The organism is Alteromonas sp. W364 (assembly GCF_031846205.1).
Taxonomy (GTDB): Bacteria; Pseudomonadota; Gammaproteobacteria; order Enterobacterales; family Alteromonadaceae; genus Glaciecola; species Glaciecola blandensis.
Window position 1 is genome coordinate 300152 of sequence record NZ_JAVRID010000003.1, and the last position, 25759, is coordinate 325910.

The 25759-nt window shown below is 41.4% G+C and carries 23 protein-coding genes and 1 pseudogene; 4 read left to right on the forward strand and 20 right to left on the reverse strand.

Annotated elements, in window-relative coordinates:
• Positions 1 to 4: 4 nt before the first annotated feature.
• The 4 genes from RM556_RS06705 to RM556_RS06720 all read right to left on the reverse strand — a co-directional run bounded on the left by RM556_RS06705 (position 5) and on the right by RM556_RS06720 (position 4278).
• Positions 5 to 1495 carry an ATP-binding protein gene (locus RM556_RS06705; RefSeq protein ID WP_311374206.1) on the reverse strand — a complete coding sequence of 497 codons (1491 nt, stop codon included), beginning with the start codon at positions 1493 to 1495 and terminating at the stop codon, positions 5 to 7.
• Positions 1470 to 1700 (reverse strand): histidine kinase dimerization/phospho-acceptor domain-containing protein, encoded by a 231-nt coding sequence (locus RM556_RS06710; protein ID WP_311374207.1) that lies wholly within the window; start codon positions 1698 to 1700, stop codon positions 1470 to 1472. Before RM556_RS06710 ends, RM556_RS06705 begins: the two co-directional genes overlap by 26 nt.
• Positions 1697 to 3076 carry a sigma-54 dependent transcriptional regulator gene (locus RM556_RS06715; protein WP_311374208.1) on the reverse strand — a complete coding sequence of 460 codons (1380 nt, stop codon included), beginning with the start codon at positions 3074 to 3076 and terminating at the stop codon, positions 1697 to 1699. The genes RM556_RS06710 and RM556_RS06715 overlap by 4 nt, the downstream gene beginning before the upstream one ends.
• Positions 3077 to 3360: 284 nt before the next feature.
• Positions 3361 to 4278 carry a mechanosensitive ion channel gene (locus RM556_RS06720; RefSeq protein ID WP_311374209.1) on the reverse strand — a complete coding sequence of 306 codons (918 nt, stop codon included), beginning with the start codon at positions 4276 to 4278 and terminating at the stop codon, positions 3361 to 3363.
• Positions 4279 to 4613: 335 nt separating this feature from the next.
• On the opposite strand from RM556_RS06720, the pseudogene RM556_RS06725 reads away from it, so the two are divergent.
• Positions 4614 to 5138: pseudogene (locus RM556_RS06725) on the forward strand (DNA/RNA non-specific endonuclease); the annotation flags it as partial.
• Positions 5139 to 5284: 146 nt separating this feature from the next.
• Complete coding sequence (locus RM556_RS06730; RefSeq protein ID WP_311374210.1) at positions 5285 to 8149, forward strand: pitrilysin family protein; 2865 nt, start codon at positions 5285 to 5287, stop codon at positions 8147 to 8149.
• A gap of 51 nt (positions 8150 to 8200) precedes the next feature.
• Here the strand turns inward: RM556_RS06730 and RM556_RS06735 are convergent, their stop codons facing one another.
• The 5 genes from RM556_RS06735 to RM556_RS06755 all read right to left on the reverse strand — a co-directional run bounded on the left by RM556_RS06735 (position 8201) and on the right by RM556_RS06755 (position 15162).
• Positions 8201 to 11470: a glycosyl hydrolase gene (locus RM556_RS06735; protein WP_311374211.1), complete on the reverse strand. Its 3270-nt coding sequence runs from the start codon at positions 11468 to 11470 to the stop codon at positions 8201 to 8203.
• Positions 11471 to 11584: 114 nt separating this feature from the next.
• Positions 11585 to 12307, reverse strand: a complete 723-nt coding sequence (locus tag RM556_RS06740; RefSeq protein WP_311360795.1) for a hypothetical protein — start codon at positions 12305 to 12307, stop codon at positions 11585 to 11587.
• A 104-nt stretch (positions 12308 to 12411) separates the two neighbouring features.
• The gene (locus RM556_RS06745; protein ID WP_311374212.1) at positions 12412 to 12981 is read right to left on the reverse strand and encodes a gamma-glutamylcyclotransferase; all 570 of its coding nucleotides are present in this window, start codon (positions 12979 to 12981) and stop codon (positions 12412 to 12414) included.
• Positions 12978 to 13397: an MAPEG family protein gene (locus RM556_RS06750; RefSeq protein WP_311360793.1), complete on the reverse strand. Its 420-nt coding sequence runs from the start codon at positions 13395 to 13397 to the stop codon at positions 12978 to 12980. Before RM556_RS06750 ends, RM556_RS06745 begins: the two co-directional genes overlap by 4 nt.
• 106 nt (positions 13398 to 13503) lie before the next feature.
• Positions 13504 to 15162: an alkaline phosphatase family protein gene (locus RM556_RS06755; protein ID WP_311374213.1), complete on the reverse strand. Its 1659-nt coding sequence runs from the start codon at positions 15160 to 15162 to the stop codon at positions 13504 to 13506.
• A gap of 110 nt (positions 15163 to 15272) precedes the next feature.
• Between RM556_RS06755 and RM556_RS06760 the strand changes: the two genes are divergently transcribed.
• Positions 15273 to 16130 carry an AraC family transcriptional regulator gene (locus RM556_RS06760; protein WP_311374214.1) on the forward strand — a complete coding sequence of 286 codons (858 nt, stop codon included), beginning with the start codon at positions 15273 to 15275 and terminating at the stop codon, positions 16128 to 16130.
• A gap of 31 nt (positions 16131 to 16161) precedes the next feature.
• Here RM556_RS06760 and RM556_RS06765 read toward each other — a convergent pair whose 3' ends face one another.
• The 4 genes from RM556_RS06765 to RM556_RS06780 all read right to left on the reverse strand — a co-directional run bounded on the left by RM556_RS06765 (position 16162) and on the right by RM556_RS06780 (position 20670).
• Positions 16162 to 17904 (reverse strand): methyltransferase domain-containing protein, encoded by a 1743-nt coding sequence (locus tag RM556_RS06765; protein WP_311374215.1) that lies wholly within the window; start codon positions 17902 to 17904, stop codon positions 16162 to 16164.
• 63 nt (positions 17905 to 17967) lie between these two features.
• Positions 17968 to 18096, reverse strand: coding sequence for a cold shock domain-containing protein (locus RM556_RS06770; RefSeq protein WP_409220061.1), 129 nt, complete (start codon positions 18094 to 18096; stop codon positions 17968 to 17970).
• 312 nt (positions 18097 to 18408) lie between these two features.
• A complete protein-coding gene (locus RM556_RS06775) occupies positions 18409 to 18855 on the reverse strand; it encodes a hypothetical protein (protein WP_311374216.1) in 447 nt (148 codons plus the stop codon).
• A gap of 6 nt (positions 18856 to 18861) precedes the next feature.
• Entirely contained in the window at positions 18862 to 20670 is a 1809-nt protein-coding gene (locus RM556_RS06780; protein ID WP_311374217.1) for a GGDEF domain-containing phosphodiesterase, read from the reverse strand.
• Between the two features lie 283 nt (positions 20671 to 20953).
• Between RM556_RS06780 and RM556_RS06785 the strand changes: the two genes are divergently transcribed.
• On the forward strand, positions 20954 to 21409 hold the full coding sequence (locus RM556_RS06785) for an Lrp/AsnC family transcriptional regulator (protein WP_311374218.1): 456 nt from the start codon (positions 20954 to 20956) through the stop codon (positions 21407 to 21409).
• A 51-nt stretch (positions 21410 to 21460) separates the two neighbouring features.
• Here the strand turns inward: RM556_RS06785 and RM556_RS06790 are convergent, their stop codons facing one another.
• The 7 genes from RM556_RS06790 to RM556_RS06820 form a co-directional block, all read right to left on the reverse strand.
• Complete coding sequence (locus RM556_RS06790; protein ID WP_311374219.1) at positions 21461 to 22093, reverse strand: PEP-CTERM sorting domain-containing protein; 633 nt, start codon at positions 22091 to 22093, stop codon at positions 21461 to 21463.
• Positions 22094 to 22746: 653 nt separating this feature from the next.
• A complete protein-coding gene (locus RM556_RS06795; protein WP_311374220.1) occupies positions 22747 to 23319 on the reverse strand; it encodes a hypothetical protein in 573 nt (190 codons plus the stop codon).
• A 1-nt stretch (position 23320) separates the two neighbouring features.
• The gene (locus RM556_RS06800) at positions 23321 to 23470 is read right to left on the reverse strand and encodes a hypothetical protein (protein WP_311374221.1); all 150 of its coding nucleotides are present in this window, start codon (positions 23468 to 23470) and stop codon (positions 23321 to 23323) included.
• Positions 23471 to 23512: 42 nt separating this feature from the next.
• On the reverse strand, positions 23513 to 23788 hold the full coding sequence (locus RM556_RS06805) for a hypothetical protein (protein ID WP_311374222.1): 276 nt from the start codon (positions 23786 to 23788) through the stop codon (positions 23513 to 23515).
• Between the two features lie 59 nt (positions 23789 to 23847).
• Positions 23848 to 24597, reverse strand: a complete 750-nt coding sequence (locus RM556_RS06810; RefSeq protein WP_311374223.1) for a hypothetical protein — start codon at positions 24595 to 24597, stop codon at positions 23848 to 23850.
• A 7-nt stretch (positions 24598 to 24604) separates the two neighbouring features.
• The gene (locus tag RM556_RS06815; RefSeq protein ID WP_311374224.1) at positions 24605 to 25051 is read right to left on the reverse strand and encodes a hypothetical protein; all 447 of its coding nucleotides are present in this window, start codon (positions 25049 to 25051) and stop codon (positions 24605 to 24607) included.
• On the reverse strand, positions 25052 to 25390 hold the full coding sequence (locus RM556_RS06820; RefSeq protein WP_311374225.1) for a hypothetical protein: 339 nt from the start codon (positions 25388 to 25390) through the stop codon (positions 25052 to 25054). It lies immediately after the preceding gene.
• Between the last annotated feature and the right edge of the window lie 369 nt (positions 25391 to 25759).

Genomic DNA, 25759 nt, shown 5'->3' on the forward strand with positions numbered 1-25759 from the left:
TTCCTTAGCTTTGTTTAATACTATTTAAATAATTGCTTGCGGGTAAGGTGACTGAAAAGGTTGCTCCCCTGCCACTTTCACCGCTTGCTGTAATGATGCCATTATGCCGCTCAACAATGCGTCTGCAAATAGCTAATCCTATCCCTGTCCCTTTATATTCCGATCGTGAGTGCAAGCGCTGGAATGGCGCGAATATTTTTTCCGCATGTTCTTGATCAAAACCAATACCGTTATCGATTATTTCAAAACAATACCAGTTAGAAAGTCCTTCCAGCTCAAGCTGTTCAGGTTGCGGCACTGAATTTACGCGCACCTCTACACTAGGTGATTCATTTTGCTCAGAAAACTTAACCGCATTCGCAATCAAATTGAAAAACAGTTGTTGCATTTGAGGCGCGTCAGCAGTCATCGTGGGCAGCTCAGCAATAGTTAAGGAAACACCCGATTCCTCAATTAGTACATTTAGATCATCCAAGGTTTCGGCGACCACAATGTTTAAATCGACCTCTTGAAACTCTCTGCCTTTCGTGTTGACTCTTGAGAATTCAAGCAGGTCGCTGATGAGCTTGCTCATTCTTGCTGCTGCACCGCGCATTCGTTGTAAATAGTCGAGTTGCTTGTCATTCAGCGCATCTGCCTGGGACTCAAGACGGTCGCCAAAGGCCATGATTTTTCTGAGCGGCTCTTGTAAATCGTGGGAGGCGACAAAAGCAAAGTCTTCCAGCTCTCGGTTACTCCGCGTGAGTTCCTCCGAGTAGAGTGATAACTCGTTCGTTCTTTCCTCTACCGCAGTTTGAAGTTTCTCATTTTGTAGCTCAATTTCTTCTTGTCTCACTTGCTGCGTTCTCAAGTTGATGCGTACTAGCAAAAACAGGCCACATACCAGGATCATGGTTGTCGAAAAAGAAATAATTAGGTTTCTCTCTGACTCTTGGGTGACTTTTTCAAGCTCGGCAATTTGAGCATCCGAGATTGATTGCTCATTCTCTTTAAGCTGTTGGATCATTTGATGTACTTGGCTATACAGTTGCTGACCTTTTTCTGATTCATATACCTTTAGGGCTTGAGTCAACTCGGTCTCCTTGACCTGACTTATCACCTTTTGTATTTCAGCTAATTTAATTTCAACCGTATGAAGCAACTCTCGCATCAGCAATTGTTGGGATTCATCAGAAGATTCAATGCCTGCAAAACGCTCAACCAATTGATCAATTTCACTGATCGATTGTTGGTGTTGCTTTAAGTACATTGGGTCTTCACTGAGCAGAAACCCGCGCTGACCAGACTCTACTCTTAACACTTGAACATGCAATTGCTGTAACAGCCCCACAATCCTTGAAGACTTTCTGATTTCGGTTTGCAAGTCGGACAGTTCATTTATGGTGGTTCTGCTAAGGTAGCTATTCACCCCTACGAGTAAGAGGAAAACAAACAAAATGAATCCCCAAGTAGAGCGTGTACTTTTACCCTCAGTCAGGTTGATTTGATTGGTCATTTTCAATCTCTTCAAATAAGTCTTGTAGCTGCTGGCTGCAGTCTTTTGCACTAGCAATAATCTTCAAAGCAGACGCGTCTAAGCGTTCGATATCATCCCCTTGCGACGCTAATTTTTCGCTTAACATACGAATGAGTTCAGCTTGCATGCTGATAGTATTCAATGGTTTGCGGATATCATGCAGTTGCTTTTGATATTTACTCATGCGTCGTCACCATAGGCATGCAAGCGGTTGTATAGGGTTTTCGTTGAAATACCAAGCATCTCAGCCGCATTTGTTTTGTTACCGCCAACCTCGTCCAAGGTTGCGTAAATGAGCGCTTTCTCTACTTCTTCGATAGTTTTACCTGCTTGCAGTTGCCCGCCATCGTTTCCCTCATCAGTACTCGTCTGTGAGAAAGGTGAGGCAAACGTGCTGGGAAGCTCAATTGTTTTACCACCTGGTTCGCCCATAATGAATGCACGGTGAAGTGTGTGGCGAAGCTCACGCACATTGCCTGGCCAATCATGGTCGAGCAGGCGCTTTAATTGTGCATCGCTGATCTCATAGCTTTCGTTATGTTCGGCGTTTAGCTCATGCAAAAAGCTTGTCACTAATAGGGGAATATCTTCTTTACGCTTACGTAACGGTGGAATATCGATAGGGAATACAGCTAAGCGGAAGTAAATATCTTCCCGAAGCACATTCTCTTTGGCAATATCGTCAATGGAGCGATTAGTCGCGCTGACAACGCGGCAATCAATCGGAATTTCTTGTGTACCACCGACTCTACTAACCCGTTTAGTTTCGAGTACGCGTAACAAATTAGGCTGCATATCAATGGGCATTTCGGTCACTTCATCTAAAAACAAAGTACCTTTTTCAGCGCGTTCGAATACACCTTTCTTCTGACCAATAGCGCCGGTAAAAGCGCCTTTTTCGTGTCCAAACAATTCACTACCAATAAGCTCTTTCGATAACCCGCCGCAATTGGTAGCAATTAGGTCGCCATCACAGTCACTTGCATTGTGAACAGCTTGTGCAACAAGCTCTTTACCTACGCCACTTTCGCCCATCACCATGACGTTTGCGGAGCTTCGAGCGACTCGCTCAATCATGGTGTATAAGGTTTGCATCGCGCTCGACTCACCAATTAGACAGCCAAAATGCATTTTAGGTAGGGCTGTTGCCTTACTTACACTGTCAGCTTTGAGCTTCTTATTATTCGAAGAACCTGCTTTTTTGACCGTCTTTTTTTGTAGCGCGTTTTCGATGTCTTCACGCTCAATCGGCTTCATCAAGTAGTCGACGCTAGGTCCTGCGATGGAGCCTATCGCTTGTTTGATCTTTGGATTGCCGGTAATAAAGGTACATTTAGGCGTACGTGTTTTCGTTTTCGACAGATGGTCATAAATGTGCAAACCACTTCCGTCTGGCAGCATAAAGTCGATAAAAACATGGTCGAAATCATTGTTATCGATCCACTCATTAGCGTCTTCCACCGAGTGCGCCACAGAAACGATATGGCCTAGGTATTCAATAATGTGGGTAGCGACTTCCGTAAAGTCCTTGTCGTCATCTATCAGTAGAATCGATTTCACTTATATTCCATTAATTATTATGTCGTTATGCTTATGTTTGTTTAGCAATCAGCGTTCAGGTAGACACTTAATCTACCGCAACTTCCTTTCTCGAGCACGACTGATGAGCTCATTTTTAGCTTGTAATTGTAGACTATTTTCAATCACTTCACCTAACTCATCAACTGCATTCCCTTACTGTGTTAAATTTTATTGGTATTACTTTCTGATTGATGGTGTAGATCAAAAATAGCAAGCCGACGCTTGCTACCCTTTCCAACATGTAACGGTCAGGACTACACCAACTAGGCGTTGGCAGAGCCACTGCCCTCGCGATTCGTTAGCATGGTGTTTAGCTTTTCACCGCCTTTCGCACCGAAGTCCAAGGTACGGATTGGGAATGGGATAAGAATATCATTTTTCGCCAATACTTTATGAATTGTATTCACAGCACCTGATCGTGCTTGCATGAAGCCCGGTTCGCCCGGATAGTCAATCCAAAACCACACAAGTAGGTTCACGCTGCTATCTCCAAAACTTTCAGCGTATACCGCGGTTTCTTCATGCTCGATAACAAAGTCTTGCTGATTAATTGCTTCAATAATCACCTTTTCAGCCTCAAGGACATCATCGGCATAAGATATACCCACCGGCACTTCAACACGGCGTTTCCCTTGAGTCGAGAAATTGGTCACGATATTCCTAAAAAGAATTTTATTGGGAACAATTTCTAATTGTCCAAAGAAGGTTTCTACAATCGTATTGCGCAAGTTAATCGCTTTTACCGTGCCAAACACACCATTTGCTTCTATTACGTCATCAATTTGAAAAGGCTTTCGTATACCCATTGCTATGCCCGCAATCAAATTTTCTGTCATGTCCTGAAACGCAAAACCAATCGCGAGGCCGATGATACCTGCACCCGCAAGTAATGAGGTAACCGTGCCTGTTAAGCCTAAGAACTCGAGTGCAATAAACAAACCGGCAATAAACACGATGACTTTGAAAATAGCGGTAATTAAATCGGCGATTTGTTTGGATTCAAACACGCGGTGTAATACCTTCGATACGATGCGTGATGCTATGCGCGCTATCAAGGCAAAAACCATCACTATGATGATGGCGACTACCATATTGGGTAAGTGCTTGATCCCCATTTCCAACCAAGACTCTACTTTTTCGTGGATCAACTCCCAAAATTGGTTAATGACTTCAAATTCCATCGTGTACTTCCTCTTATGATACCCATCAGAAACTTAGTTTTACCTGATGTTTCTGGCAATGTTTGTTGTTATTACTACCTAGATTGCAAATACAGGGCCAAACCATAAACACCTGAATTAATTGATTTTTTATAACTTCACATAGGCATAGAAACAAACAAATCGGTAAAATTTACAGAGCCCAAATACACTGGTCATGAAATTGTCACAAAGCACCTTCACCATAGTACAGGTACTGGCTTCTAAAAGCCGTCGTCTGTGCTGCTAGTACAACAATAAAACAATAAACGTACTCAACAGGATGACTATGAAAACACTATTTACTCTAGTTCTATCGCTATACGCTTGAACCAACGGATTACCGAGATGCCAACGCTGTGATAAAAACTGACCGAGGTCACCAAGTGCCACTGGCAAGTTTTAGCAATACACCTTACTGGTCACAAACAAACTACTTGTCGAATATCACTCCACAAGCGTCCAACCTAAACCAAGGGCCTTGGGTGAAGCTTGAAAACGCTGTTCGTGCCCACGTGAGAACCGGAGAATCGGTTTACGTTGTGACGGGCCCGTTGTATGAATATTTCTTTGCGAACTTACCGAGAGCCAATGAGCGCCACACCGTGCCATCTGGTTATTTTAAAGTCGTGATGACGATTAGTAGTTCAGGTTGGATTGAAGCATCTGGTTTTATCATGGAACAAGATTCCGGACGTCGTGATAATTTCTGCGCGAAAGAAGTGACTATCAATGAGATTGAGAACCGCACAGGCTTGAACTTAATGCCCTCTCTCCCTAGTTACATTGAATACTCGGTAGAAGGTCGTCTTGGTGGAATGACAAGCGAAATGGGCTGCTAGTAAGTACATCAGCGTCGGCGGTTAGGCCGACCCCAACTTTTTTTACAAACGCTTACACATTCAGTGACACTTTTAAGAGGCGCGATTGTCGACATCGCGCCCGTTTTACATTACCGTTTGCATAATTAAATTAAAAGGACCTTAGAATGTACCCTTTGCGCAAATCACTCACACTTCCTTTTCTTGTCGGGATTTCTCTCTTCGCGGTTGTTTCATGCAGTAAAAACACCAACGAACCGCTTGCAGAAAAAGCACCTGAGCAGGCTGAATCAGCCGCTCTTCCCTCTTTAGATTTTGAAAAAATGACCTTGGACAATGGTTTAGAAGTTGTACTCCATATCGACCGTTCTGATCCATTAGTGGCGATCAACCTTGCTGTTCACGTAGGCTCTGGTAGGGAAAAAGTCGGTAAAACCGGCTTCGCTCACTTATTCGAACACCTCTTATTTATGGACTCAGAAAACTTAGGTTATGGTGGTCTTGATGAAATGAACACGCGCATCGGTGGTGAGGGCACAAACGGCTTTACGACTAACGATATGACGCAGTACTTCCAAGCCGTACCAAAAGATGCCTTAGAAAAGGTTATTTGGGCTGAAGCTGACAAGCTAGGTTACTTTATCAAAACGGTGAATCAGAACATTATCGACCGTGAAAAACAGGTAGTGAAAAACGAGAAACGTCAGCGCGTCGACAATCGCCCTTATGGTCACAACTTATATGTGACTGGCAAAGCGATTTATCCTGAAGGACACCCGTATCATCACCAAGTGATTGGTTCGCTTGAAGACTTAGAAAACGCGACTTTAGAAGATACAAAAGCCTTTTTCAATCAATGGTACCGTCCTGATAATGTGACGGTAACCTTGGCAGGTGATTTTGAACTTGAAGAAGCCAAAACGCTTATCAAGAAGTATTTTGGTGACATTCCTAGTGGCGCGGAACCGACACCTGAAACCCAGGCGCAAGCTGTCACACTGAGTGAAACTAAACATTTCGTGCATGAAGACAACTTTGCGACACTTCCACAACTGACCTTAACATGGCCTGCTGTACCAGAATATCACCCAGATTCTTATGCCCTAAATGTACTATTGTCTTACTTAATTGACGGCAAAGAAGCCCCAATGAATCAAGTGCTAATCGACGAAAAACAATTAACCACCGGTGTTTCTGGTTTTAACTACACGAAAGAACTGGCGGGTGAGGTTTATTTGTTCATTAACCCTAAACCAAACGAAGATATCGACAATTTGCTTCCTGCGGTATGGGAAGCGTTCGCTCGCTTCGAAAAAGACGGTATTCCTGATGAAGCCTTAACGCGCATCAAAACCGAATCGGAAGTGGGTATTTTCGACAGTATCCAAAGCGCATTAGGCAAAGCCATCGCGATGGGTGAATACAACATCTTTACCGGTGACCCTGGTTTTTTAACGACTGATATTAAAAACCTTCAGGCTGTATCTGCTGAAGACGTTATGAATGTCTATAAGAAGTACATTAAAGACAAGCACTATATCTCCACGAGCTTTACCCCTAAAGGCCAAACAGACTTGGCTCTGGAAGGTGCGCAAGTTGCTAAGGTAGTAGAAGAAGTTGTGGTTCAAGGCGCAGAAAAAGACGTGCCGTATGACCCGACTGCTCGCGTTTTTGAACCTACAGCATCGTCTTTCGATCGCAGTGTTGAACCGCCTTTTGGTGATTCATTTGTATTGCCAACACCTACCATTTGGGACGCCGAAGGCAGCAACGGTTTGCAAATGGTCGGTATTCAATCTGACGAAGTACCACTCATTGAATTTTCTTTAGAGTTTGATGCGGGCAAAATGCGCTCACCGCTCGATAAGCCAGGGCTTGCTTCAATCACAGGGAATATGCTCACCAAAGGCGCTGGCGACTTAGATGTTGCAGCGTTTGAAAAAGCATTAGGTGCTTTGGGCTCAAGTTTAAGTACGCAAACAAGAGGCCAATATACGCTGATTCGCGGTAAAACATTAGCACGAAACCTTGATAAGACTGTTGCCCTGCTTCAAGACATGATCAATGCACCGCGTTTTGATGAGAGCGAATTTAAACTGATGCAAGAAAGCTATAGTCAAAATGCGGTTTCCCAGCTTGCTAACCCTGACTTCATCGCGGCTCGTGAAATGGCGAAAATTACCTATGCTGAGCCTACACCTCTTGCTATTGCTGGTTCTGGCACTGAAGCGCAAATTAATGCAATTACCTTAGACGATGTGAAGGCTTTCCACGCCAAGTACTATGCAATTTCGTCGGCTAAATTAAACATTGTGGGTGACTTTGATGAAAGCAAAACGCTGAAACTGTTCTCTTCTCTCGAAGGGCCAGCCAAAGAAGCATTACCTAAGCTAGCTGTGCCGAAGTTGGCTGCTGTCGAAAAGACCAAAGTCTATTTCTATGATGTACCAGAGTCTAAGCAATCTGTGCTGCAAATGAGCCGTCCTGCATTGCCTGTCACAAATGATGACTTTGCCAAGCTAGAAGCGCTTAACTTCCCACTAGGTCGTATTTATACATCGAAGCTGATGACCGAGCTTCGCGTTAACAAAGGGTATACTTATGGTATTCGTTCTTTCGCTTCTGGTAACGCTGAACAAGGCCAATTTGGCGTGGGTACGTCAGTAAGAACTAACGTAACCTTAGAAAGCTTAAGCTTAATCAATGAAATTTTAGGACGCTATAGCGAAGAGATGACTGAAGCAGAATTGGCTCAAACGAAAGATGCCTTGCTTCGCGGTCAAGCGCTGAAGAACGAAACTTTGGGTGACAAACTGGGCTTGGTTCAGGAAATCACTCGTTTTAACTTGCCATATGATGCCAAAAGCAAAAACATGGAAATTGTTCAAGCAATGGATTTGGAAAAAGCTAAATCGGTCCTAGATTCGCATGTTCGCCCAGATGCGATGCATGTGGTGGTAGTCGGTGATGCTGCTACGCAGCTTGAAAGACTAGAAAAGCTAGGCTTTGGGAAGCCAGTTTTACTCAATTAGTCCTTTAGATGTGTTAGACCCTATTGCAGGGTCTAACACTGCTTAAGCTTCTTACTCTATCGTAGGGATCCTGCCTGGTGTCCATGGTGCGCCAATCGCTTCGAGTTGTGCCTCCAATCCTTCCAGTTCCGCTCGTAAGGTTTTCAGTTGATCAGCAACGCGGGTATATTCCGACTCTGCAATATCGAGTGATGCTAAATGGTTTCCTGACACACTTTTTTGGCTGCTACTAATTGCCCAGTAAAGATTTTGTGTGCGTCCTGAGACCGACCATGGCACAGGCTCTTGACGTGAGCGTACTGTAGCGTCGCCATCTAATAACACGCTTAGCTGAGCCAGACGGTCTGCCAAGGCTCTTACCGCTTGAGCTTGTTCCTCGGTGGCTGATGGTGTGACATCAATCGCCGCTTTCAAATGAGCAATTCGCGTGCGCAATTCACTCTGCGCTTTCGACGCACCGCTAACTGAACGATAAAGATTCGCTGCGCGCTGCTGTACTGCAAGCAAACCGTCGCGATCAGAGGTTATTTCCGGACTATTATTCAGTAACTTCAGGGCGAAAGTTTTCGGCTCTGATAAAGCTGATACCTTTCCAAACTGACGCTTCTTCAGAGTAACGGTATAGTCGCCAGGTAAGGCAATGGGACCTTTCGGTGGAATGGCCCAAGGTGGCACATAGCCAGATGGTTTGCTAAGCGATACTGGCGCAGACGAGGGATAATGCATATCCCATGCAACACGATGGAAGCCTTTGCCTGATGCAGCTTCAACACGCTGAACCACTTCACCTTGTGCATCTTTTACTTCAAGAAAGACGCTGGGGGCTTCCTCACGATCTTCTTTGCGCAAAGTACTCCAACTTGGGTAAGGCGTATCACCACCAGCTTTTTCTATTTCCTTTTCTTTTGCACGTCGTGCCTGTTGTAGTGTTTGATAACCATCTTTTAAGTAATAAGAGAAGACAGCACCATAGGCTGGATTATCTGCGCTATAAAACGCATCGCCGTTTGAGCCTTTGCGCTCGCCGCCATATTGATAACCTTCAAGATACAACCAACTGTCTTTCACTGGGAATAAAGTGGCCTCTTGCTTCGCGAGTTTCGATGCCGGCGTACGCAGAGGTGAATAGTCATCAAGGATATAAATACCGCGACCAAATGTGCCAACGACAAGATCACTCTCGCGTCGTTGAATTTCAATATCACGCACCGCAATCGTAGGGAAGTTACCTTTCATTTGAGACCAATTGCTTCCGCCATTTTGACTCACAAACAGGCCAAATTCGGTGCCCACGAACAACAGGTTCGGATCAATATGGTCTTCAGCGATAGTATGCGCCGAACCCCACTCTGGAAGATCATTACTTATCTTTTTCCAGCTTTTCCCTTTGTTCGTTGTTTTATACACATAAGGCTTATAGTCGCCTCGCTTGTGGTTGTCGAACACAGCATAAGCGACGTTTTCATTGTGCAGAGAAGTGACGATATCTTCAACGAGTGACATTTCTGGCACGCCACGGAAGCTCTTTTCCGTTCGCCAGTTTTCACCACCATCCTCAGTGACGCTAATCAAGCCATCGTCTGTACCAACGTAAATCAGTCCCTCTTTCACTGGGCTTTCATTTAAGGCAATAATAGCGCCATACATCGAGGTAGAAGCATTTTTGGCAATGGTATCAACACTCCAAACGCGGTCCATTACTTTCAACGTATTGCGGTCTATTTTCCGTGTAAGGTCTGGGCTGATCGCACGCCATGTTTCGCCGCGATCTTCAGATTGAAAGACTTTTTCAGCCGCATACAGCAAGCGAGTCGATTTATGCGGGCTAATCAGTATTGGCGAATTCCAATTCCATTTGTAGGCATTCTCACCTTCTTTAGGATGAGGCGTTATCGATACACGTTCATGCGTTCGTCTATCGTATCGGGCTAAACCACCATATTGAAATTGTGCATAGATGATATTAGGGTCGGTTGGGTCAATTTGTGGCTTATATCCATCACCACCAATGACGCTGGTCCAGTCTGCATTCGTGATACCGTGGATCAGGTCGGTGCGCGAAGGTGCACACAACGACGTGTTATCTTGCGTTCCGCCGCAAACATTGTAGAACGGGCTTTCGTTGTCTGGTTGGATACGGTAAAACTGACCTAGAGGTAAGTTCTGCGCATGTCGCCATTTTTGTCCTCTGTCCCAACTTTCATAGACACCACCGTCGCCTCCAATGATGAGATGCTCCGTATTGTTTGGGTCAATCCAAAGCGCATGATCATCAACGTGTCGGAATTCGTTTGAAAGTGACTGGAAAGATTGGCCGCCATCTTCTGACACTTTAGTAAACGTATCCATCGAATAAATGCGCTCGGGGTTAAGAGGATCGACAATCAATTCATTGTAGTATTGTGGACTACTACTCATATAGCCTGAACGTTTTTGCCAAGTTTGGCCAAAGTCTTGCGAACGATAAACGCCTTTATCTTTATCATTAGATTCAATGATTACGTACAAGGTATTCGGGGAAGATGGTGCCATTGCAATACCAATACGTCCCATATTATCTGAAGGTAAACCCGAGGTAACGCGTGACCATGTTTTACCACCATCAGTGGTTTTGTGGATACCACTGCCCGGCCCCCCATTAATCAGAGTCCATACGTGTCGTCTACGCTGATAGCTAGTGGCAACAATCACGTCTGGATTACTGGGGTCGACAACAAACTCATTCACCCCGGTGTAAATATCAATGTCGAGAATACGCTGCCAATTCTTTCCGCCGTCGGTTGTTTTATACAAACCTCTGTCGCCGCCATTGCTCCACAAAGGACCTTGAGACGCCACCAGCACATGATTAACATCTTTCGGGTCAATCCATATCTGCGAGATATGGCCGGAATCCTTCAAACCCATGTTTGACCAGCTTTTACCACCATCTAAGGATTTGTATACGCCATCGCCATACGCAACAGAGCGCTGCGCATTATTCTCACCCGATCCAAGCCACAAGATATTGGAGTTTGAGGGTGCCATTTCAATCACACCGATTGCATACGCACCTTCATTCTCGAACAAGGGAGTCCAAGTTGTCATGTTGTTACTGGTTTTCCATAAGTTCCCAGATGCTGTTGCAACATAAAACTCGTTGGGCGACGTTGGATTAAAAGCAAAATCAGAGACTCGCCCTGAAATCATGGCAGGGCCAATATTACGTAACTTGATGTTTGCGAGAGGGTTGGTTTCCTTCTCTTGCGCAACAGTAAGCGGGGGGCTAAGCGTCAACAGTAAGGCAAGACTGCCAACAGTGAGATATTGAGTAATCGACATATCGCTATTCCTTTAGGGAATGGTATTTTCCCGTTTTGAGTGGTCCTGCTTACGGTGAAAAGCCACGATAAGCAGGGAAAAGCTAGGTAAACGGTGCGCTATTCTCAGTACGTCTTAAAAGGAATATCTGACAGAGCCAATCATTGCATCATCATCGCCTAAGCTAGCAGCAAGCTTCAAAGCAAAATTTTCATTGATATGATACAAACCCTCTGCAATCACGCTGCTGTTTGACTCCGTTTCACTATTAATTCTAGCAACTTTAAGGTGCAAGCCTGCGTTGAACTGAAATGCATCGTTCACCCGCTTACGGTACATAAGTCTTGAAGATAAACCATCGTCGCTTTCTGATGCACTAAATCGATCTGTGAATAAGGTTTCAGGGACAGTGGGCGACGTTGTGCGAATATTGACGGTGGTTGCTACCTCTGCCTCAACTTTCAAGTAGCTAATATCTGCCGTGAACATAGAACTATCGCCTAGCCTGAATATGTAGCCTAATCCGATACTAAATTCTGAGTAATCCACTTCAAATTTTTCGTCAAAGTCTTCTTGGAAGACATTCACACCGTCTGTATAACTCTGAGAGAAAGTAGCCGTGTCATCTGCACTGTGCTTGAAATAGTTTATGGGCAAATACCAATCCTCTGTCAATTCAAAAGAGGCTGACAGGTTAAGACCTGAAAAACGGTCTTCCGAAAATACATCTTCAATCTTAGTTTGACCATATCCAAGCTCAACGAAAGATAGGGTGGGTTGTTGAGCAAAAGCTGCTTGGTTAACAACGCCGAGTGAAAGGAGCGCTGCAGCATAGAGTGGTGTTTTCATTTTCATCATGTCTTCCTTGAATATAAATGCTGTACTTAAGTGTAAGTTATAGCTGGTGCCATCAATTAAGTATCATCAAATGAGCGCATGTCGTCAATAGGGGACGATTGTATTTACGCTGGCTCCATTGCTCGGAGCGCCCTCTCTATCGCAAATACATGCTCATCAATTTCGCCATGAGCACGCAATGCCGCAGCCAAGTCGTAGACATACTCTCTATTAGGTCCACTTGGTCCGCTACACTCATATATTTGCTCAGCTAATTCGGCAATGCTCGCCTCGCCTAAGTAGGCTTCATTGTCGGCATCAGCCGTATACACCAAACCAGTGACTGCCTTGCCGGAATCCAAATGAAGGCTAATTTCATGGCGCTGGTAGCCGTTTTTTTCACGGTGATCGAGATGATCGAATACATCGTGACTAACCTGAAATGCGACACCGCCGCAGCGCGTGTTTTCTGACTCAACGAGCGTAAGCACTCTGCCTGGCTTTTCGGGCGTACCGCGATGATCATGACTTCCCTGCCAAAAGCGTCGCTCGTAACCGAAAATATGTGCTCTCTCACTTTTGATGTAGTCAAAATCAACTTTATAGATCAGCGAGCCGTAGCCGAACAACCAAATTTCGTCTAACTGACTCAGGTCTTGGCGATTTTTGTTGAGGTGTTGGGTGTCTAGCGTCATTGGGTAATTATTTTTATTGCCAACCAAACCGATGAACCCAACAAAATTAACACACCGAGGACAAACAATTTGAAGCGATACGGCACGTAGTTAGATGTCATATGCACGTAACTATGGAGGTAACGCGTAATAACATAGACAGCCATGGTGAGTATTAGGATATCCGTCACATTATTTGTTAAATAATAAACAATGCTTAGTACGTAAAAGAGGATCGGTGATTCGAATTGGTTGTCTAGGTTGTTGGAAATCTTCACAACGTTTTCGGGCCATGCCTTTGAGTTTAGAGCTGCCACTTTCTTATCAACACTTCCTTGTTTTACTGCTCGTGATTTTGCTTTTCCCATGTAGGCATAAATACCAAAGACCAGTAGGATATTTGCAAGTACTGGCAGAAATATCATCTCGTTGTTCATTACAGTTTCCTCATCAGCAAAATGTTTATTTTTATGTAGACCAATATAAACAGAAAGTGTGAAGTCCGCCATTCATACATTGAATACTCGCATATTTGTATTCGGCTTAATGTGCTGATATTGCTTTTTCAATTAGTGGAGTTACATCGCTGATTTTCTTACTTCTTGTGCCAGATTCAAGCAAAACTTGAAATGTGTTGGTGCCAAAAATAATGCCATCAATTTCTGCAACATCACTCTTAAAACCGTGCACGCCGGGTGAGACCCTATTGGACGTTCCTTTGCTTAAAAACAAATACTCTTTATCGACCAGTAATTTCTTTAGCTTTTCATCCGGTTTGGCCATTGATGGATAGATAAATCTGTCGGTAGGAGGCACACGAGGATCTAGGCTGAAACCGGGATTTACCATGACAACAATGTCTCCACTATTCTCATGATTGAAATCAGAAAAACCTTCGTCTCCTCTCTCAATAACAAAATTAAACACACCTTGGCCGTTAATTTCCAAATTCAACAAGCTGGTTTTTAATTGTTCTTTTTCCGAACGTGACATGTCATTTGTATATATGTGACCTAAAGCACCGCTCACTAATACTTGAGCTGCTTTTTTATCGTTCTGAATGTTTTTATTGAACGGGCGTAACAGACCATTTGGAAAGACCACAAAGTCTGATTTCTGAAAACCATGATCAGAAAAAGCTAACATCGAGTCATTTTTATTTAGGCTGTCGATGATGCTCTTAAGATCATCCGAAACGACCGCGAAAGCATTCTCAACAAAGTTGATAGTATTACCTTGAGAATCAATAACTACTTCAGACAATAGTTCGTGTTGAACCTTGTCTAAAAATGAAGTGTAGGCAAGAACAACGTCATATTGCTGCATTGACAAAACATACTGAAGTAATCGCATAGCATAATCGTGTTGGTATAGGCTGATCTTATAGAAACCACTTTGTGAGATCTTACCCAGTCTTATGCTATTTCCATCGATTAAGCCAGGCCAGCAAACAAAAGACGGGGCCTCTCGGTGAAAAGCATCATTGGCATTTACAGAATGCTTAGGTCCCACATAGAGTTTAATGCCTTCTCTACTTGTTTCTTTATACAACAATCGAGAAAAGTACTTTTCGTTCTCTGACCAGCACATTGGCGCGACGGCACCTTCTTTCAAGGTGACTTCTACATTATTGAACGTTACTGTTGAGCGATTCGAATCAATAGCGAGATTGTCCGTCCCGCATTGAAGTTTAGTATTTGTCTTAGTCAGAGAAAAGCCGCAGGAAGGCTCTACTCGAGGAGAAAAACTGAGTTGGAAATCACATTGTAGGTTTGGGTTTACGGTAGGGGCATTCAAACAGGCTGTGCTCAAGCCTTTATTTTTAATTTTGGTGACTACATGCTTAATTTCCGAGTGCGGTTTTACCGCTGTGAAGGCACTTTGACGTGTCTTTTGTGATTGACCTTGGACCAAATAGGTATTCCCAACCCAACCACCCTCTTTCGGCTCAACGCCGGTATATGCAGTAATATGACTAGGCCCTGTATTCCCTGTAGCAAGGACTTGTAGCTTGTTAATTATCAAGTCTTGTTGAACTAGAGCGCCACTAGTCAAAGTACCATCGTCTTTGAATGTTTGTAATTCATGCCACCCCAAGCCATCGATTGATAGAATGACTAGACGTTCTTTTTCATTCGCATTTATAGCAAATACTGTTGAAAACAAAATTATCGCGATGACTAATCGAAAACTGTGATGCATGTTACTTCCTCCGGTTTACCTAGTGATCATAAAGGAACTAGACTGAACGACAATGGACAAAGCAAGTTACGAATGGTACTTTTCAACTATCCACGCATTTTGAGATCTTTGTGAAAACCTTTAAGTTCAATAGAAAAAAGTATGCTCAAGAATTACTCATTGATGCGGCATACTTAGATGATTTAAGCAGCTTTGTACGAACAGACACACCCTACATAATCGACTTCTATGAGATTATTATTGTGCTTGAAGGTTATGCCGACGTCTGGATTGATCAATACAAATTCAATGCGACCGAGGGAACGGTGCTCTTCACAAGTCCTCACTCTGTTAGACGTACTGTCTTAAAAAATAACTTTAAAGCCATTGTAGTACTTTTCGAACCTTCGTTCTTTCTTCACCTATTCCAAGACAGTGAATTCTTACATCGTTTTCGCTTCTTTCATTCTACCAGTGGAGAAATGGCACTAACGCTTCGGACAGAACAGTTTAAGAAAGTCAGCAGCCTTCTTGATGATATCCTGCATGAATTTACAGATTTAAAAATGGATAGTGAACACTGTTTGAGAGCAATGACTTATCAACTGCTTGTTATACTAAACCGCTGGTTTATTGAAGAAAAAGGGCAAAAACAGGAGGAATCAAGCACATCTCATGTCACCAAGTTTCGCGCTTTGCTTGAACGTCATTTTGCCTCTGATAGCAATGTGAGTTTTTATGCCTCCGCGTTGAGCATCAGCAACAATTATTTGAATGTTATCTGCAAACGTCACTTTGGTAAAAGCGTAAAGAGCTTACTGGAAGAACGAAGGTTACGCGAAGCATGCAAGCTATTGATGTACACAAGTAAGTCGGTGAAAGCCATCGCGTTTTCACTTGGATACAATGACTATTCTTATTTTTGCAGGCGGTTTAAGCAAGCGTTTCTAGTCACTGCGATTGAGTATAGAAAGCAGATGTTGAAGTAGGTCAAATTGGACCAATTTAGTCAACTAACGTTCAAGCCCAATCTACTAACTGCTGAGTTTCCTTAATTCTATCGCGCTGAGACAACATGGCTTCAAACACACTATCAAAATCCGTATTTTCAGCACTTAAATCGGGTAAGGCCATGTTTGCCTGTGTGAAAAAAAGTCTTTGTTCTTCCTGCCATGCCTGCTGCCAGAAGTGCATGACCTCTTCTTTTGAATTAAGCAAACGCTGCTCTGTGATCAGTTTGTCGGACTTGTTTCGATTGACTGCTGGTTTCGTTGGTACCAAGTTCCACAAATCGTTATTCGGCCAGCGTGCAAAGGGAAAGGTATGGTCGATATCGTAGCGTTTATTTAATTTAGTTTTGCCCCATGTGCACACGATATCTTGTTGTTTTTGTAAAATAGAGACGCGCTGTTTCACTTTATTGGTGGAGCGGGTTTGGTCTTCCCACTTCAGTGCTAAATGATATTGTTCCAAACTATAACTGCGGCCCGTTTTCGCCTCAAACCCTTGCATCACCCTAAGCCATTCATTTGTTAAAGCCGGTTCAATCCAACAACTATAGTCACTCAATGTTCGCCAAATATTCCTTGGCACATATAAGGTTCCCAAGCCCATCAGGTAATTGTTATCCAAGAGTAGACTTGTTTTTGGCGCTCTGCTTCGTAACCTATCCACTTCGAAAACACACGTGTCAGTGCCAGGCAATGTGATGTATTTAGCAGGCATATTTTTTATCGTACGCGTGATGTCCAATAAGGTTCGGTGAACCTGTTTATGAGTCTCCATATAGATGGCACCAACGAAAACATCGTTATTCGTGAGTCCGCTTAATTGCAACCAACCTGACTCCTTCACAAAGCCAAGTCCTTTATTGGGGTTTGAGTTTTGTGGCATATTGAAATTATCAATCAAAGGCTTGAACAGCTTCAACCAATACATGGCGACCAAACCCAGTGGAATTGCCACCATTGAGCTAGTGGATTTTGATTGAATAACAGCCCCAGGATGCCCTTCTGCAATCCTCAGAACAGAACGGAGCAAAGCCACTTTGTAAGTTGCTGCTTTGGCATCATTGATAACAATATTTCGCAATAAAGGAAACGCACCGGAGCCATCATCAGGCAAAGTAAGAATGGCCGTTTCCCACGTCACATTTTGGCGATTTAATTTATCTGATTGCCACTTTTGCGTTTGTGTGAATGCTCGAGAAGGAGAACGAAAAATCAGGCCATACGCTTGACTGAGTAAGCGTAATTCGTCAAGAGAAACGCCATGAGCTGTTCTACCGTCTGAAAAACTACCATGGCGCAAAGTGATAACGATTTTACCGTTTGGCACCAATAGGCTACTGAGTATACGTATGCACTTTCTTCGCTCTGAAGCGGGAATATGCATCCAAATCGCGCTTAACAGAATGACGTCGAACTTAAGGTCCAACTTTCTCACTTCACGCAGTGAGGGTAAGGCGTCTTGTAACCACGTAATCGATTGATTAGGAAAATTTTGCTTAGCTTGCTCAAGCATGGCTTGTGACTTATCAACGGCAACGACTTTGTAGCCCAAACTAGAAAGGTAAGCTGCGTCTCGACCAACGCCAGTGCCAACGTCGAGGGCATGCAGGTTGCTTTCAGCGCTGTTGTTACTTTGCAAAGAAGGAAGCCATGCTTCATGAACATCTTCCGCTTTGACAGACAAATATTGAGCATTGAGTTCGCTGACGTGATTGTCATAGAAAGCGTCGTTGCCTGATTTATGAGTTGGCATAGTGCTATCTCAACTTTGTTATTTCATTGATACAAGGGATGCCGTTAAAACCTCGAATCGTTTTCACAAGGTACGCCGACTCATATGTTTAAGTGCAGAGATATGAATAAAGGTGTCGCTTGTTAACGCGTCAGAACGGATAAAACCATAACCGTTAACTGCATCCCATTTATCCAATCTACCTTTGTACATAACAGTCCTTGTTTAGTATTCATTTCGTAAATTTTAACAGGAACACTTAAAAATGCTATTGATACATCCTTCGGCTCCCGAGAACATAGTCAACGAGCAGTTCGCTTGTTTTCATGCGAGACCTAACCGTGCTTAGAAGTTGTTAGAGTCAATTGATCGTGTACTTTCCCTAACGATTAATTCGAAAGGCATGGTTACGCGAGTCTGTGTAGTTTTTTTCAACTTGATACGCTACTTAAAATGAGAACGTATACATGAATGTAACTACTTTATGTTTGCAATCCTTGGAGAGAAAAATGTGTAATCTATCGGTTATGGTAAGTTAGGCGAATCACTATCCAAAACATCTATACATGCTCGCGAAACAACTCTCAATGTAGTAAAACCAGAGTTTGTGATTGAAAAGTATGCACCATCCTGTACTAAGTTAAAAGACGCTGGAATCTCTACTTTCACTTTTCTGTTAATGATAGAACGATATAATTTTATAAATTCTTTTGCCGGAACTGGCATTACAATGAGATGAAAACCAGTACCAATCGAATTGATGTACTGTCTGTTCGACGATGGTAGCTTCCATAATGTAATCTTTATCGATCCATTGTTATATATTGATTTTAAATATGCAGACGAATTGTATGTATTAATGAACTCCAAATGGTTTGTAAGGATATCTGAAACTTCGGTTATATCAAAAACGCCTAACGTAATATGAAACTGAGGTTCGTGAGCAACCTCATAAGGAGTAATTGCACTCATAGTAGCTTAACCCTTTAATGCCAGGTGAAACTCATCACTGCTTAAAGGCTTGAAAAAGTAAAAGCCCTGAAACCCATGAATATTAAGACTTCTAAGGTAGTCAAAATCAGCAGGCGCCTCCACTCCTTCGGCAATACACTCGAGGGACATTTGCTGACAAAGATCAGAAATAGCGTTACATAAAATTTGTTTTTTTGGTGACTTGTGTACTCCGGAAACAAAGTTCATGTCTACTTTTATGGTATGTAAAGTAAGTTTGTGAATATAAGCAAGTGATGATTGACCTGCACCAAAATCATCTAACATGAATTGAACTCCATCCTGACCCAATGATTCGATTAAAACCTCTAATGCTGAGAGATTTGTTACGGCAATACTTTCAGTAATTTCTATGCGTAGGTGTTTCTTTGACTGGTGGTACTTATTCAAAATTTCATTTACTACTTCGCCGAACTGGTGATGCTGAAACTGTATCCCGCTGACATTTGCACTTATATACTTAAGTTGTTTTTCAGTTTTGGAATTAATGTTTTCTTTGATTCTCATACATACTTGCCTAAGAACCCAATAACCAAGCTCAATAATCAAGCCATTCTTTTCTGCAATCGGAATGAATTCTGCTGGCGATATTGGACCAAGTTCACTACTGTTCCACCGCAAAAGACCTTCAGCAGCTATTATCTCCTCTTGAGCATTAACAATAGGCTGATAAAATATTTCTAATTCATTTTCTTGAATTGCATTTTGCAAAGCGTTATCAATCGTGCGATGTCGAACAGCAATGGCGTTTAATTCTTTAGTAAAGAACCTATATGACTTGCCCTGTTCCAAATGAATTGAATCCATTGCGAACTCTGCTTGCTTTATTATCGCTTGCGACAGAATGGTTTTGTTTTCTTCATTCGTGCTGGCAGCAGAAAAGGTTTGTATCCCACATTTAAAGCTCATTAAGCATTGCCTATTGCTTATCACAATGGGATTACTTATTTCTGCCGTAAACGCGTTTACTAAAGATGTTACGTATTGGGTGGCTCGAGCATGGTTAGTAGAAATATTTGGAAGCAATACCGCCAATATGTCACTTTCGACTTGTGCAATAACACTATTCTGCGGAAGTATTAACTGTAGCTTTGCTTTTAAAGCAAACAAAATTTCTTGATTGAAGTCAAATATTGAGTAATCTTTTACAGAGCGAAAACGATCAAAGTCGAAAAGCATCACTGCCCCCACACTAAAGTTCGTATCATCGTAGCAAATTATTTCTTTCAAGCATTTAAGAAAGTTTTCAAAAGTCATAAGACTAATACTTGAAACGATATTAGTGGTTCTCGTTGTATGTTCGGTTGCAGTTAAGAGATTATTAAACTCCTCCGCCTGACGATGAAAGCGCTTACACAATATGGCCGAAATTGCTAGTTTTATCATCAATGGTTGCAGCCCGTATATTGTAGCCTTGTCTAAAGGTGAAAATTTTGTAATCAACTGTAAGACACCGAAGTTCGGTATTAAAAAAAAGTAAGAAAAACTTCCTTTTGGAGATGTTAGGATTTGATAGTCTTTATGATCTTGATAAACCTCTTCTACGAAGGGTGCATATTCTTTAGGAGGAGTGATCTCACCTTGGTTTACACTCAATGCTTCCCAACTACCTTGCTTCTTTTGCCAATATGTTAAAACATCGACAAGCCCTAATCTCGACTTTATCCGTTTCATAAATAACAACAACATCCTATCCAACTTAGAATGAAGGCCAATACTAAATGCTACATCCGCTTTAAACTCTTCAATTGTCGCTGTTCTATCGCTACTTTCCATATCATGTGACTCCAAACTACATGCTATTAGTCACATAATGTTACTTAGGTTTTTTAATTCACTAAACACAGAAAAATAGGAAATATAGAAGTTAAACCTTTGATTCCTCGGTTTTTAAAATCAAGGCAATTTCAATTTTGAATATTTAACAATAATCTGTGTCACATCAAGTCACACGTAAATAATCTTTTACAAGATAGGCACCGTCTTGAATGCGGCGATTAACTTGCATTGCCTGAAGGAATAATGCATTAATGATTATAAGAAATATTTATGGTGATTTATGGACAGGATAAATTTGAGATTATTGAAGGAACTTTCAGTGGACGCGCGTATGTCGTACTCCGAACTATCAAAGAGAGTTCACTTGTCGGCACCGGCGGTTACAGAGCGTATAAAAAGAATGGAAGAGGAAGGGATTATAACTGGCTATAAACCACAGATTAACTTAGCCAAGTTAGGAATTCCGATTAGAGCGCTAATTGAGTGTGAAGTACACAGAACTAAAGAAAAAGAATTTCGTGCTATTTTACTCACATATGATGAGATTATTAAAATTTACAACATCACTGGTGCCACTACATTCATAGTTGAAGTAGGGACCAAAACACTCGAAGATCTTGACGACGTGCTCGAAAAGATGATTGATTACTGTGACACATGCACAAAACTAGTCATGCGCATGCCATATGACAACGTTTTACCCCAACATATTGAAAACTTCATCAGTCTTGAATAGGAAGTAAATGTACAAGCCATAGGACAAGAGTTATGGCTTGTACGTTAGTGCTTAAATTGATAAGCGCTGACGAAGCACAACAGCTATACAAAGACTAAGCATGAAAAGCGTGATTGTTGTAGGCTCTGGTATCGCTTTAGCCTCTTCAAGTTGATCGCTAGCTGGTATGATGATACTTCGTTGATTGATAGTTTCTAGGCTTTCTTCTGCACTAAAAAGTATATCTAGCACAAGGCTTGAGGATACATTTACGCTAAGTTCACTAAAATCAAAAAATAATGCTCCCTCGTTAAAGCTTATACGGTCAACCGAGAAGTTATCTATGTTAAAAATATTTTTTAGGTCAAAGCCCAATAATGTGCGATTAGTCGTTACACGCACATCACTGGATATTCTCGTGCGGCTTCCGTCTTGATTGGCAACCTCTGACTCAGTAACGATGTTCGAAACTGAACGGTTACTGAAACCTAATATCGTTTTATCGTCGTTGAATAAGTTCAACCCATTTTGCATAGTATCCAATAAGCCTAAACTAAGCACTGAGAATAGTCTCTTGGATTCACCCTCTATGGCTTCGCTAGCAAGAGGGGTAAATACCAACTCCTGAGTCTTTATTATTGTGGATTTTGCATTAAATGATACTGCTGACAATAGAAGTATCGAGGCGACATATAAAGCTTTCATTTATTTTTCCTTGGCTAATCGAAAATTTGCCCTAGAAGGAAACTATCGTGAACCACACACACTAATACCCCCAAGGCTTTTGTTTAAAACGCCAATAAATTATAAAAAATGCTATAAAACCAGTGAATAGTAGAATCCTTTATAAATCTATGCTTACCTTGGATTTCACGTTTATATTGCACTTTGACCTTTAAAACCATATGTAATGATTCCGCTACCTACTTCTTAATTGATCTAAGACCTGCGCAATTGGTGACTTGATATCGTTTATAACTTGTCTGATGGTTTCAAAATGGTCACTGCATGGTCACGAGCAACAAAATCAAATATTGTGACCTAGTCAGCGAACACACAAAAAGATGGAAATGGCGCTCCCGACGCGATTCGAACGCGTGACCTCGGCTTCGGAGTGCAAAAATTAATGGGATATAAGGTAATTATTCACTAATTGGTGGACAATTTTTCGCGATAGTTAGAATAACGCTCTCTTTTATTGAAAAGTGACATCAACGGTTACTAAACGTGTCTATTAGGGCTCATTAAGCGATGGAAGCTCATGCAATAAGAAACAAATCACAATTAGACTAATCCTAAAAAAGGAAGCACGAGGCTTCCTTTTATTTATTCCGTTATCTTACTTCTTTACCAATAAGCTATTTGCAAGCCCCTTCGACACGACAAGCGCACTCACTAGCTACATGACATGCATGATCCTGACAACGCATCGCTGTTTTCAAATCACCAGTTAACAATTGATGTTCCGGGTATTTTCCGAAGTGCTTTTCATAAATCTTAACTGATTGCTCAAAAGCGTCCTGCAAGTTGCTTTGATCCTCTTCTCCATAGATACCAAAGTAAGGGTAGTGATGAAGAAAAAAGCCAAATACGCTTTGACAATCATTCATATAAGAAGCCGTATCTAAGATATGTTCATGCCAAAATTTATCTACAAGTTTGTTTGGTACGAAGGAGATCTTCGGATAAATCAGCTTTAACGAAAGAAATTTTTTATATTCAATTTCAGCTAAGTTGCAAAGCTCCTCACTCCAAGATGCTTCGATGGATTTTGTAAGCTTCCATTTCAATTTATCAAAATTCAGTTGCTTTATTTGCAAAGGAAATGGCTCATACTTGTCGAACTCAATTGCATCCTTTATCGTTTTCAAGGGATGAATGTCTTTGTTTGCCGATGAATTTGGCATATTTTCATTTTGTGATGTATTCATGTTATTTACTCTTTTGTTCGTTTAATTGTTTGCTACGATTACCATGCACTTGGTCATATTGCAGATTTGTGCCGTTAGATTTTTTATTCGAATTTTTCATATTTGAATTATTATCTGAAGGTTTTATTGCTTTTTTGTTTTTAATAGTCATTTCAATTCCTAATTAACTTTTGTTTTGTAAAACAGAATTGTTTCACCTTCGCTTTAGTTTTTGCTCTAGGTGTTTTCTTTGAATTAACATTTCAGGGATGTATTTATTGTTAACCGCACGAATAATTAAGCGATAGCTACCTAATTTGAAACGAAGTAAATTCTTGTTTACTGTCAACTGCTGACCACCTAGCTTTGAATACGGGCAGCCTAATTCCAACTGCTGCTGGATAAGTACAGCTCGTTCAATGTGACATTGTTGAATAGATTTGTTTTGCTTGTTCAGCAGATTGTTTATTTGTTTGTGAATGGCTTTCATTTTCAGCTCCTGTTTGATTTCAGAAACCATGATGAAATTGTGCGGAGCACAAAAAAGCCTTATTTTAAAATTTCTTTTAAATAGTTGAGAGCTTCTTTATTTTCTTGCTCATCAGCGTTTATTTTCCTCAATAATGTATCAATAATTGGTAATCGAATCATTGATAGATCTCTCAGTTCTTCCAAACACTTTTTAGCTTCGTCGAGCTTTTTATTGAGAAATAGCACTTCAGCCTTTTGATACTTATTCATATATTCACGCCATGGAATATTTTTGTCAGCTAAATATAAAATGCTACTGATGCCATACTTATCTTGTTTGCTTAGCTTATTGTTGCGAAAAGGAGATGTTAATTTTTGTGTATAAATATCAAAATTTGCATCCTGTAATTGATTCGAGATTTTTTCAATATCTGATCGTACTATGCCTAGACAAAAAAACTGGAGGTAATGCTCGTCCGCTACGTTATTTAGCAATTGCATGTCTTTTTTTTTCAATTCGTTTTGATGTCTTTTGTGCAAGATTTCCTTAGTTTTTGTCACCCCAATTAAATGCCAAAGACAGAGGATGTTGTAGATTGCATTTTGTTTTCCTGGCAAAACAAAATGTCTTTCATTATGGTCGCTTGATTCACTCCCCTTTATGCTTACCCGAAAAGCTGTATTTAATGGCGGTGTGCATTTTTTTCCTTTTTGGGTTTCACCTTTGGTTAAAATATTATGAAGAGCATCACGAATTTTAGCAGGCAACTTTTTGCAACCTAAAAAAACCTTAGCACAATGTTCGATTGAGTCTGACCGAGTATTCATAAGGTAGTTATCTCCGACACAATAGAGTCTTAAGCTCTCTTTTATTAAGCGAGTCTCCCCTCAAATCAGCTAACAATTGAACAGCCTTTTTGCCTTTGAAGCAACTCGCAAACTGACCCTCTTCTTTGTGATAACGCACGTAAATATAATTTATTGCACCAACACATTGCCCTATTTGTATTGCCTCAAGCTTACTCAAAACAAGAGTACCCAATATGGCTTGTTCATCTTCTATATATTCTCTGCAAGTGTTGCCCCAATCGTAAGCGTTGTTTCCTTTTAATACTTCTAAAGCAAGACATTCACCAAGCTCGATCAGTTCTTTTTTATTAAATAGGACAAAATGTTGTGCATCTAGAGTCTCTAAGTTGTCACAACCTTGGATTCTCAGCTTCCCTGATACAGATGGAGCAAATAGGGTAAGTAAGAGAAAGATAGAAATAGCGAACTTCATCTACACTCTCCCGCAATATTTGAAAGCATTAAAGGCATTAATATTAATAACTAAAATTAAGAGAAGGATAATGAAATGTTCGACAGGCCCCTCATTAAGAACCTCAAGATCTATAACCGGTGTTGTCGATTGAATCGCAATCACAATAATGGCGAACAGAATGACTAAAAATTTAATGTTAGAAATCAAAAAGCGACTCAAAGAGTTCGCAAACATCTCGAGTTTATAACTCTTAGACATTTTCATATCTCGTTTCTTAAACAATTGAAAGCTTTTGAAGCATATAAACCCAAACACCACAATACTACCAACCAAATCTAGCGGAGTTGTGTCACTCACATCGCCAACACCTATTAAATGCTCTTCAAAAAATAGGAAACTAAAAATATACAAGAATGAGAGCGGTAGCGAATAAATGATAGTAAATAGCAGTATCAACTGTCTAAAATATGAGCGACTTTCATTACGAAAGGTGAAGAGAAAGAGAAACAAGAGTAAATAGGGTATGTGCGATGGATTATTGGTATGTTCGATACAAACTTCTAGAGGTTCATTATCATGCTTACTAGCCGAGTCAACTTAGGAGATGCCAGGGATACCATACTCTAGTAAAAATTGGAGTAATATTCGTAAACTATATCCAATGTTCGAGGGCGTATGTGAAAGTAGAGTTTTTATCAATAAATATATATCACAATACTGTTCGCC

What these genes read in the sequence shown, in the direction of transcription:
- RM556_RS06705 (WP_311374206.1), bottom strand. Translation starts at nt 1,495, where the DNA reads ATGACCAATCAAATCAACCTGACTGAGGGTAAAAGTACACGCTCTACT.
- RM556_RS06710 (WP_311374207.1), bottom strand. Translation starts at nt 1,700, where the DNA reads ATGAGTAAATATCAAAAGCAACTGCATGATATCCGCAAACCATTGAAT.
- RM556_RS06720 (WP_311374209.1), bottom strand. Translation starts at nt 4,278, where the DNA reads ATGGAATTTGAAGTCATTAACCAATTTTGGGAGTTGATCCACGAAAAA.
- RM556_RS06730 (WP_311374210.1), top strand. Translation starts at nt 5,285, where the DNA reads ATGTACCCTTTGCGCAAATCACTCACACTTCCTTTTCTTGTCGGGATT.
- RM556_RS06735 (WP_311374211.1), bottom strand. Translation starts at nt 11,470, where the DNA reads ATGTCGATTACTCAATATCTCACTGTTGGCAGTCTTGCCTTACTGTTG.
- RM556_RS06740 (WP_311360795.1), bottom strand. Translation starts at nt 12,307, where the DNA reads ATGATGAAAATGAAAACACCACTCTATGCTGCAGCGCTCCTTTCACTC.
- RM556_RS06745 (WP_311374212.1), bottom strand. Translation starts at nt 12,981, where the DNA reads ATGACGCTAGACACCCAACACCTCAACAAAAATCGCCAAGACCTGAGT.
- RM556_RS06750 (WP_311360793.1), bottom strand. Translation starts at nt 13,397, where the DNA reads ATGAACAACGAGATGATATTTCTGCCAGTACTTGCAAATATCCTACTG.
- RM556_RS06755 (WP_311374213.1), bottom strand. Translation starts at nt 15,162, where the DNA reads ATGCATCACAGTTTTCGATTAGTCATCGCGATAATTTTGTTTTCAACA.
- RM556_RS06765 (WP_311374215.1), bottom strand. Translation starts at nt 17,904, where the DNA reads ATGCCAACTCATAAATCAGGCAACGACGCTTTCTATGACAATCACGTC.
- RM556_RS06770 (WP_409220061.1), bottom strand. Translation starts at nt 18,096, where the DNA reads ATGTACAAAGGTAGATTGGATAAATGGGATGCAGTTAACGGTTATGGT.
- RM556_RS06775 (WP_311374216.1), bottom strand. Translation starts at nt 18,855, where the DNA reads ATGAGTGCAATTACTCCTTATGAGGTTGCTCACGAACCTCAGTTTCAT.
- RM556_RS06780 (WP_311374217.1), bottom strand. Translation starts at nt 20,670, where the DNA reads ATGGAAAGTAGCGATAGAACAGCGACAATTGAAGAGTTTAAAGCGGAT.
- RM556_RS06785 (WP_311374218.1), top strand. Translation starts at nt 20,954, where the DNA reads ATGGACAGGATAAATTTGAGATTATTGAAGGAACTTTCAGTGGACGCG.
- RM556_RS06790 (WP_311374219.1), bottom strand. Translation starts at nt 22,093, where the DNA reads ATGAAAGCTTTATATGTCGCCTCGATACTTCTATTGTCAGCAGTATCA.
- RM556_RS06795 (WP_311374220.1), bottom strand. Translation starts at nt 23,319, where the DNA reads ATGAATACATCACAAAATGAAAATATGCCAAATTCATCGGCAAACAAA.
- RM556_RS06800 (WP_311374221.1), bottom strand. Translation starts at nt 23,470, where the DNA reads ATGACTATTAAAAACAAAAAAGCAATAAAACCTTCAGATAATAATTCA.
- RM556_RS06805 (WP_311374222.1), bottom strand. Translation starts at nt 23,788, where the DNA reads ATGAAAGCCATTCACAAACAAATAAACAATCTGCTGAACAAGCAAAAC.
- RM556_RS06810 (WP_311374223.1), bottom strand. Translation starts at nt 24,597, where the DNA reads ATGAATACTCGGTCAGACTCAATCGAACATTGTGCTAAGGTTTTTTTA.
- RM556_RS06815 (WP_311374224.1), bottom strand. Translation starts at nt 25,051, where the DNA reads ATGAAGTTCGCTATTTCTATCTTTCTCTTACTTACCCTATTTGCTCCA.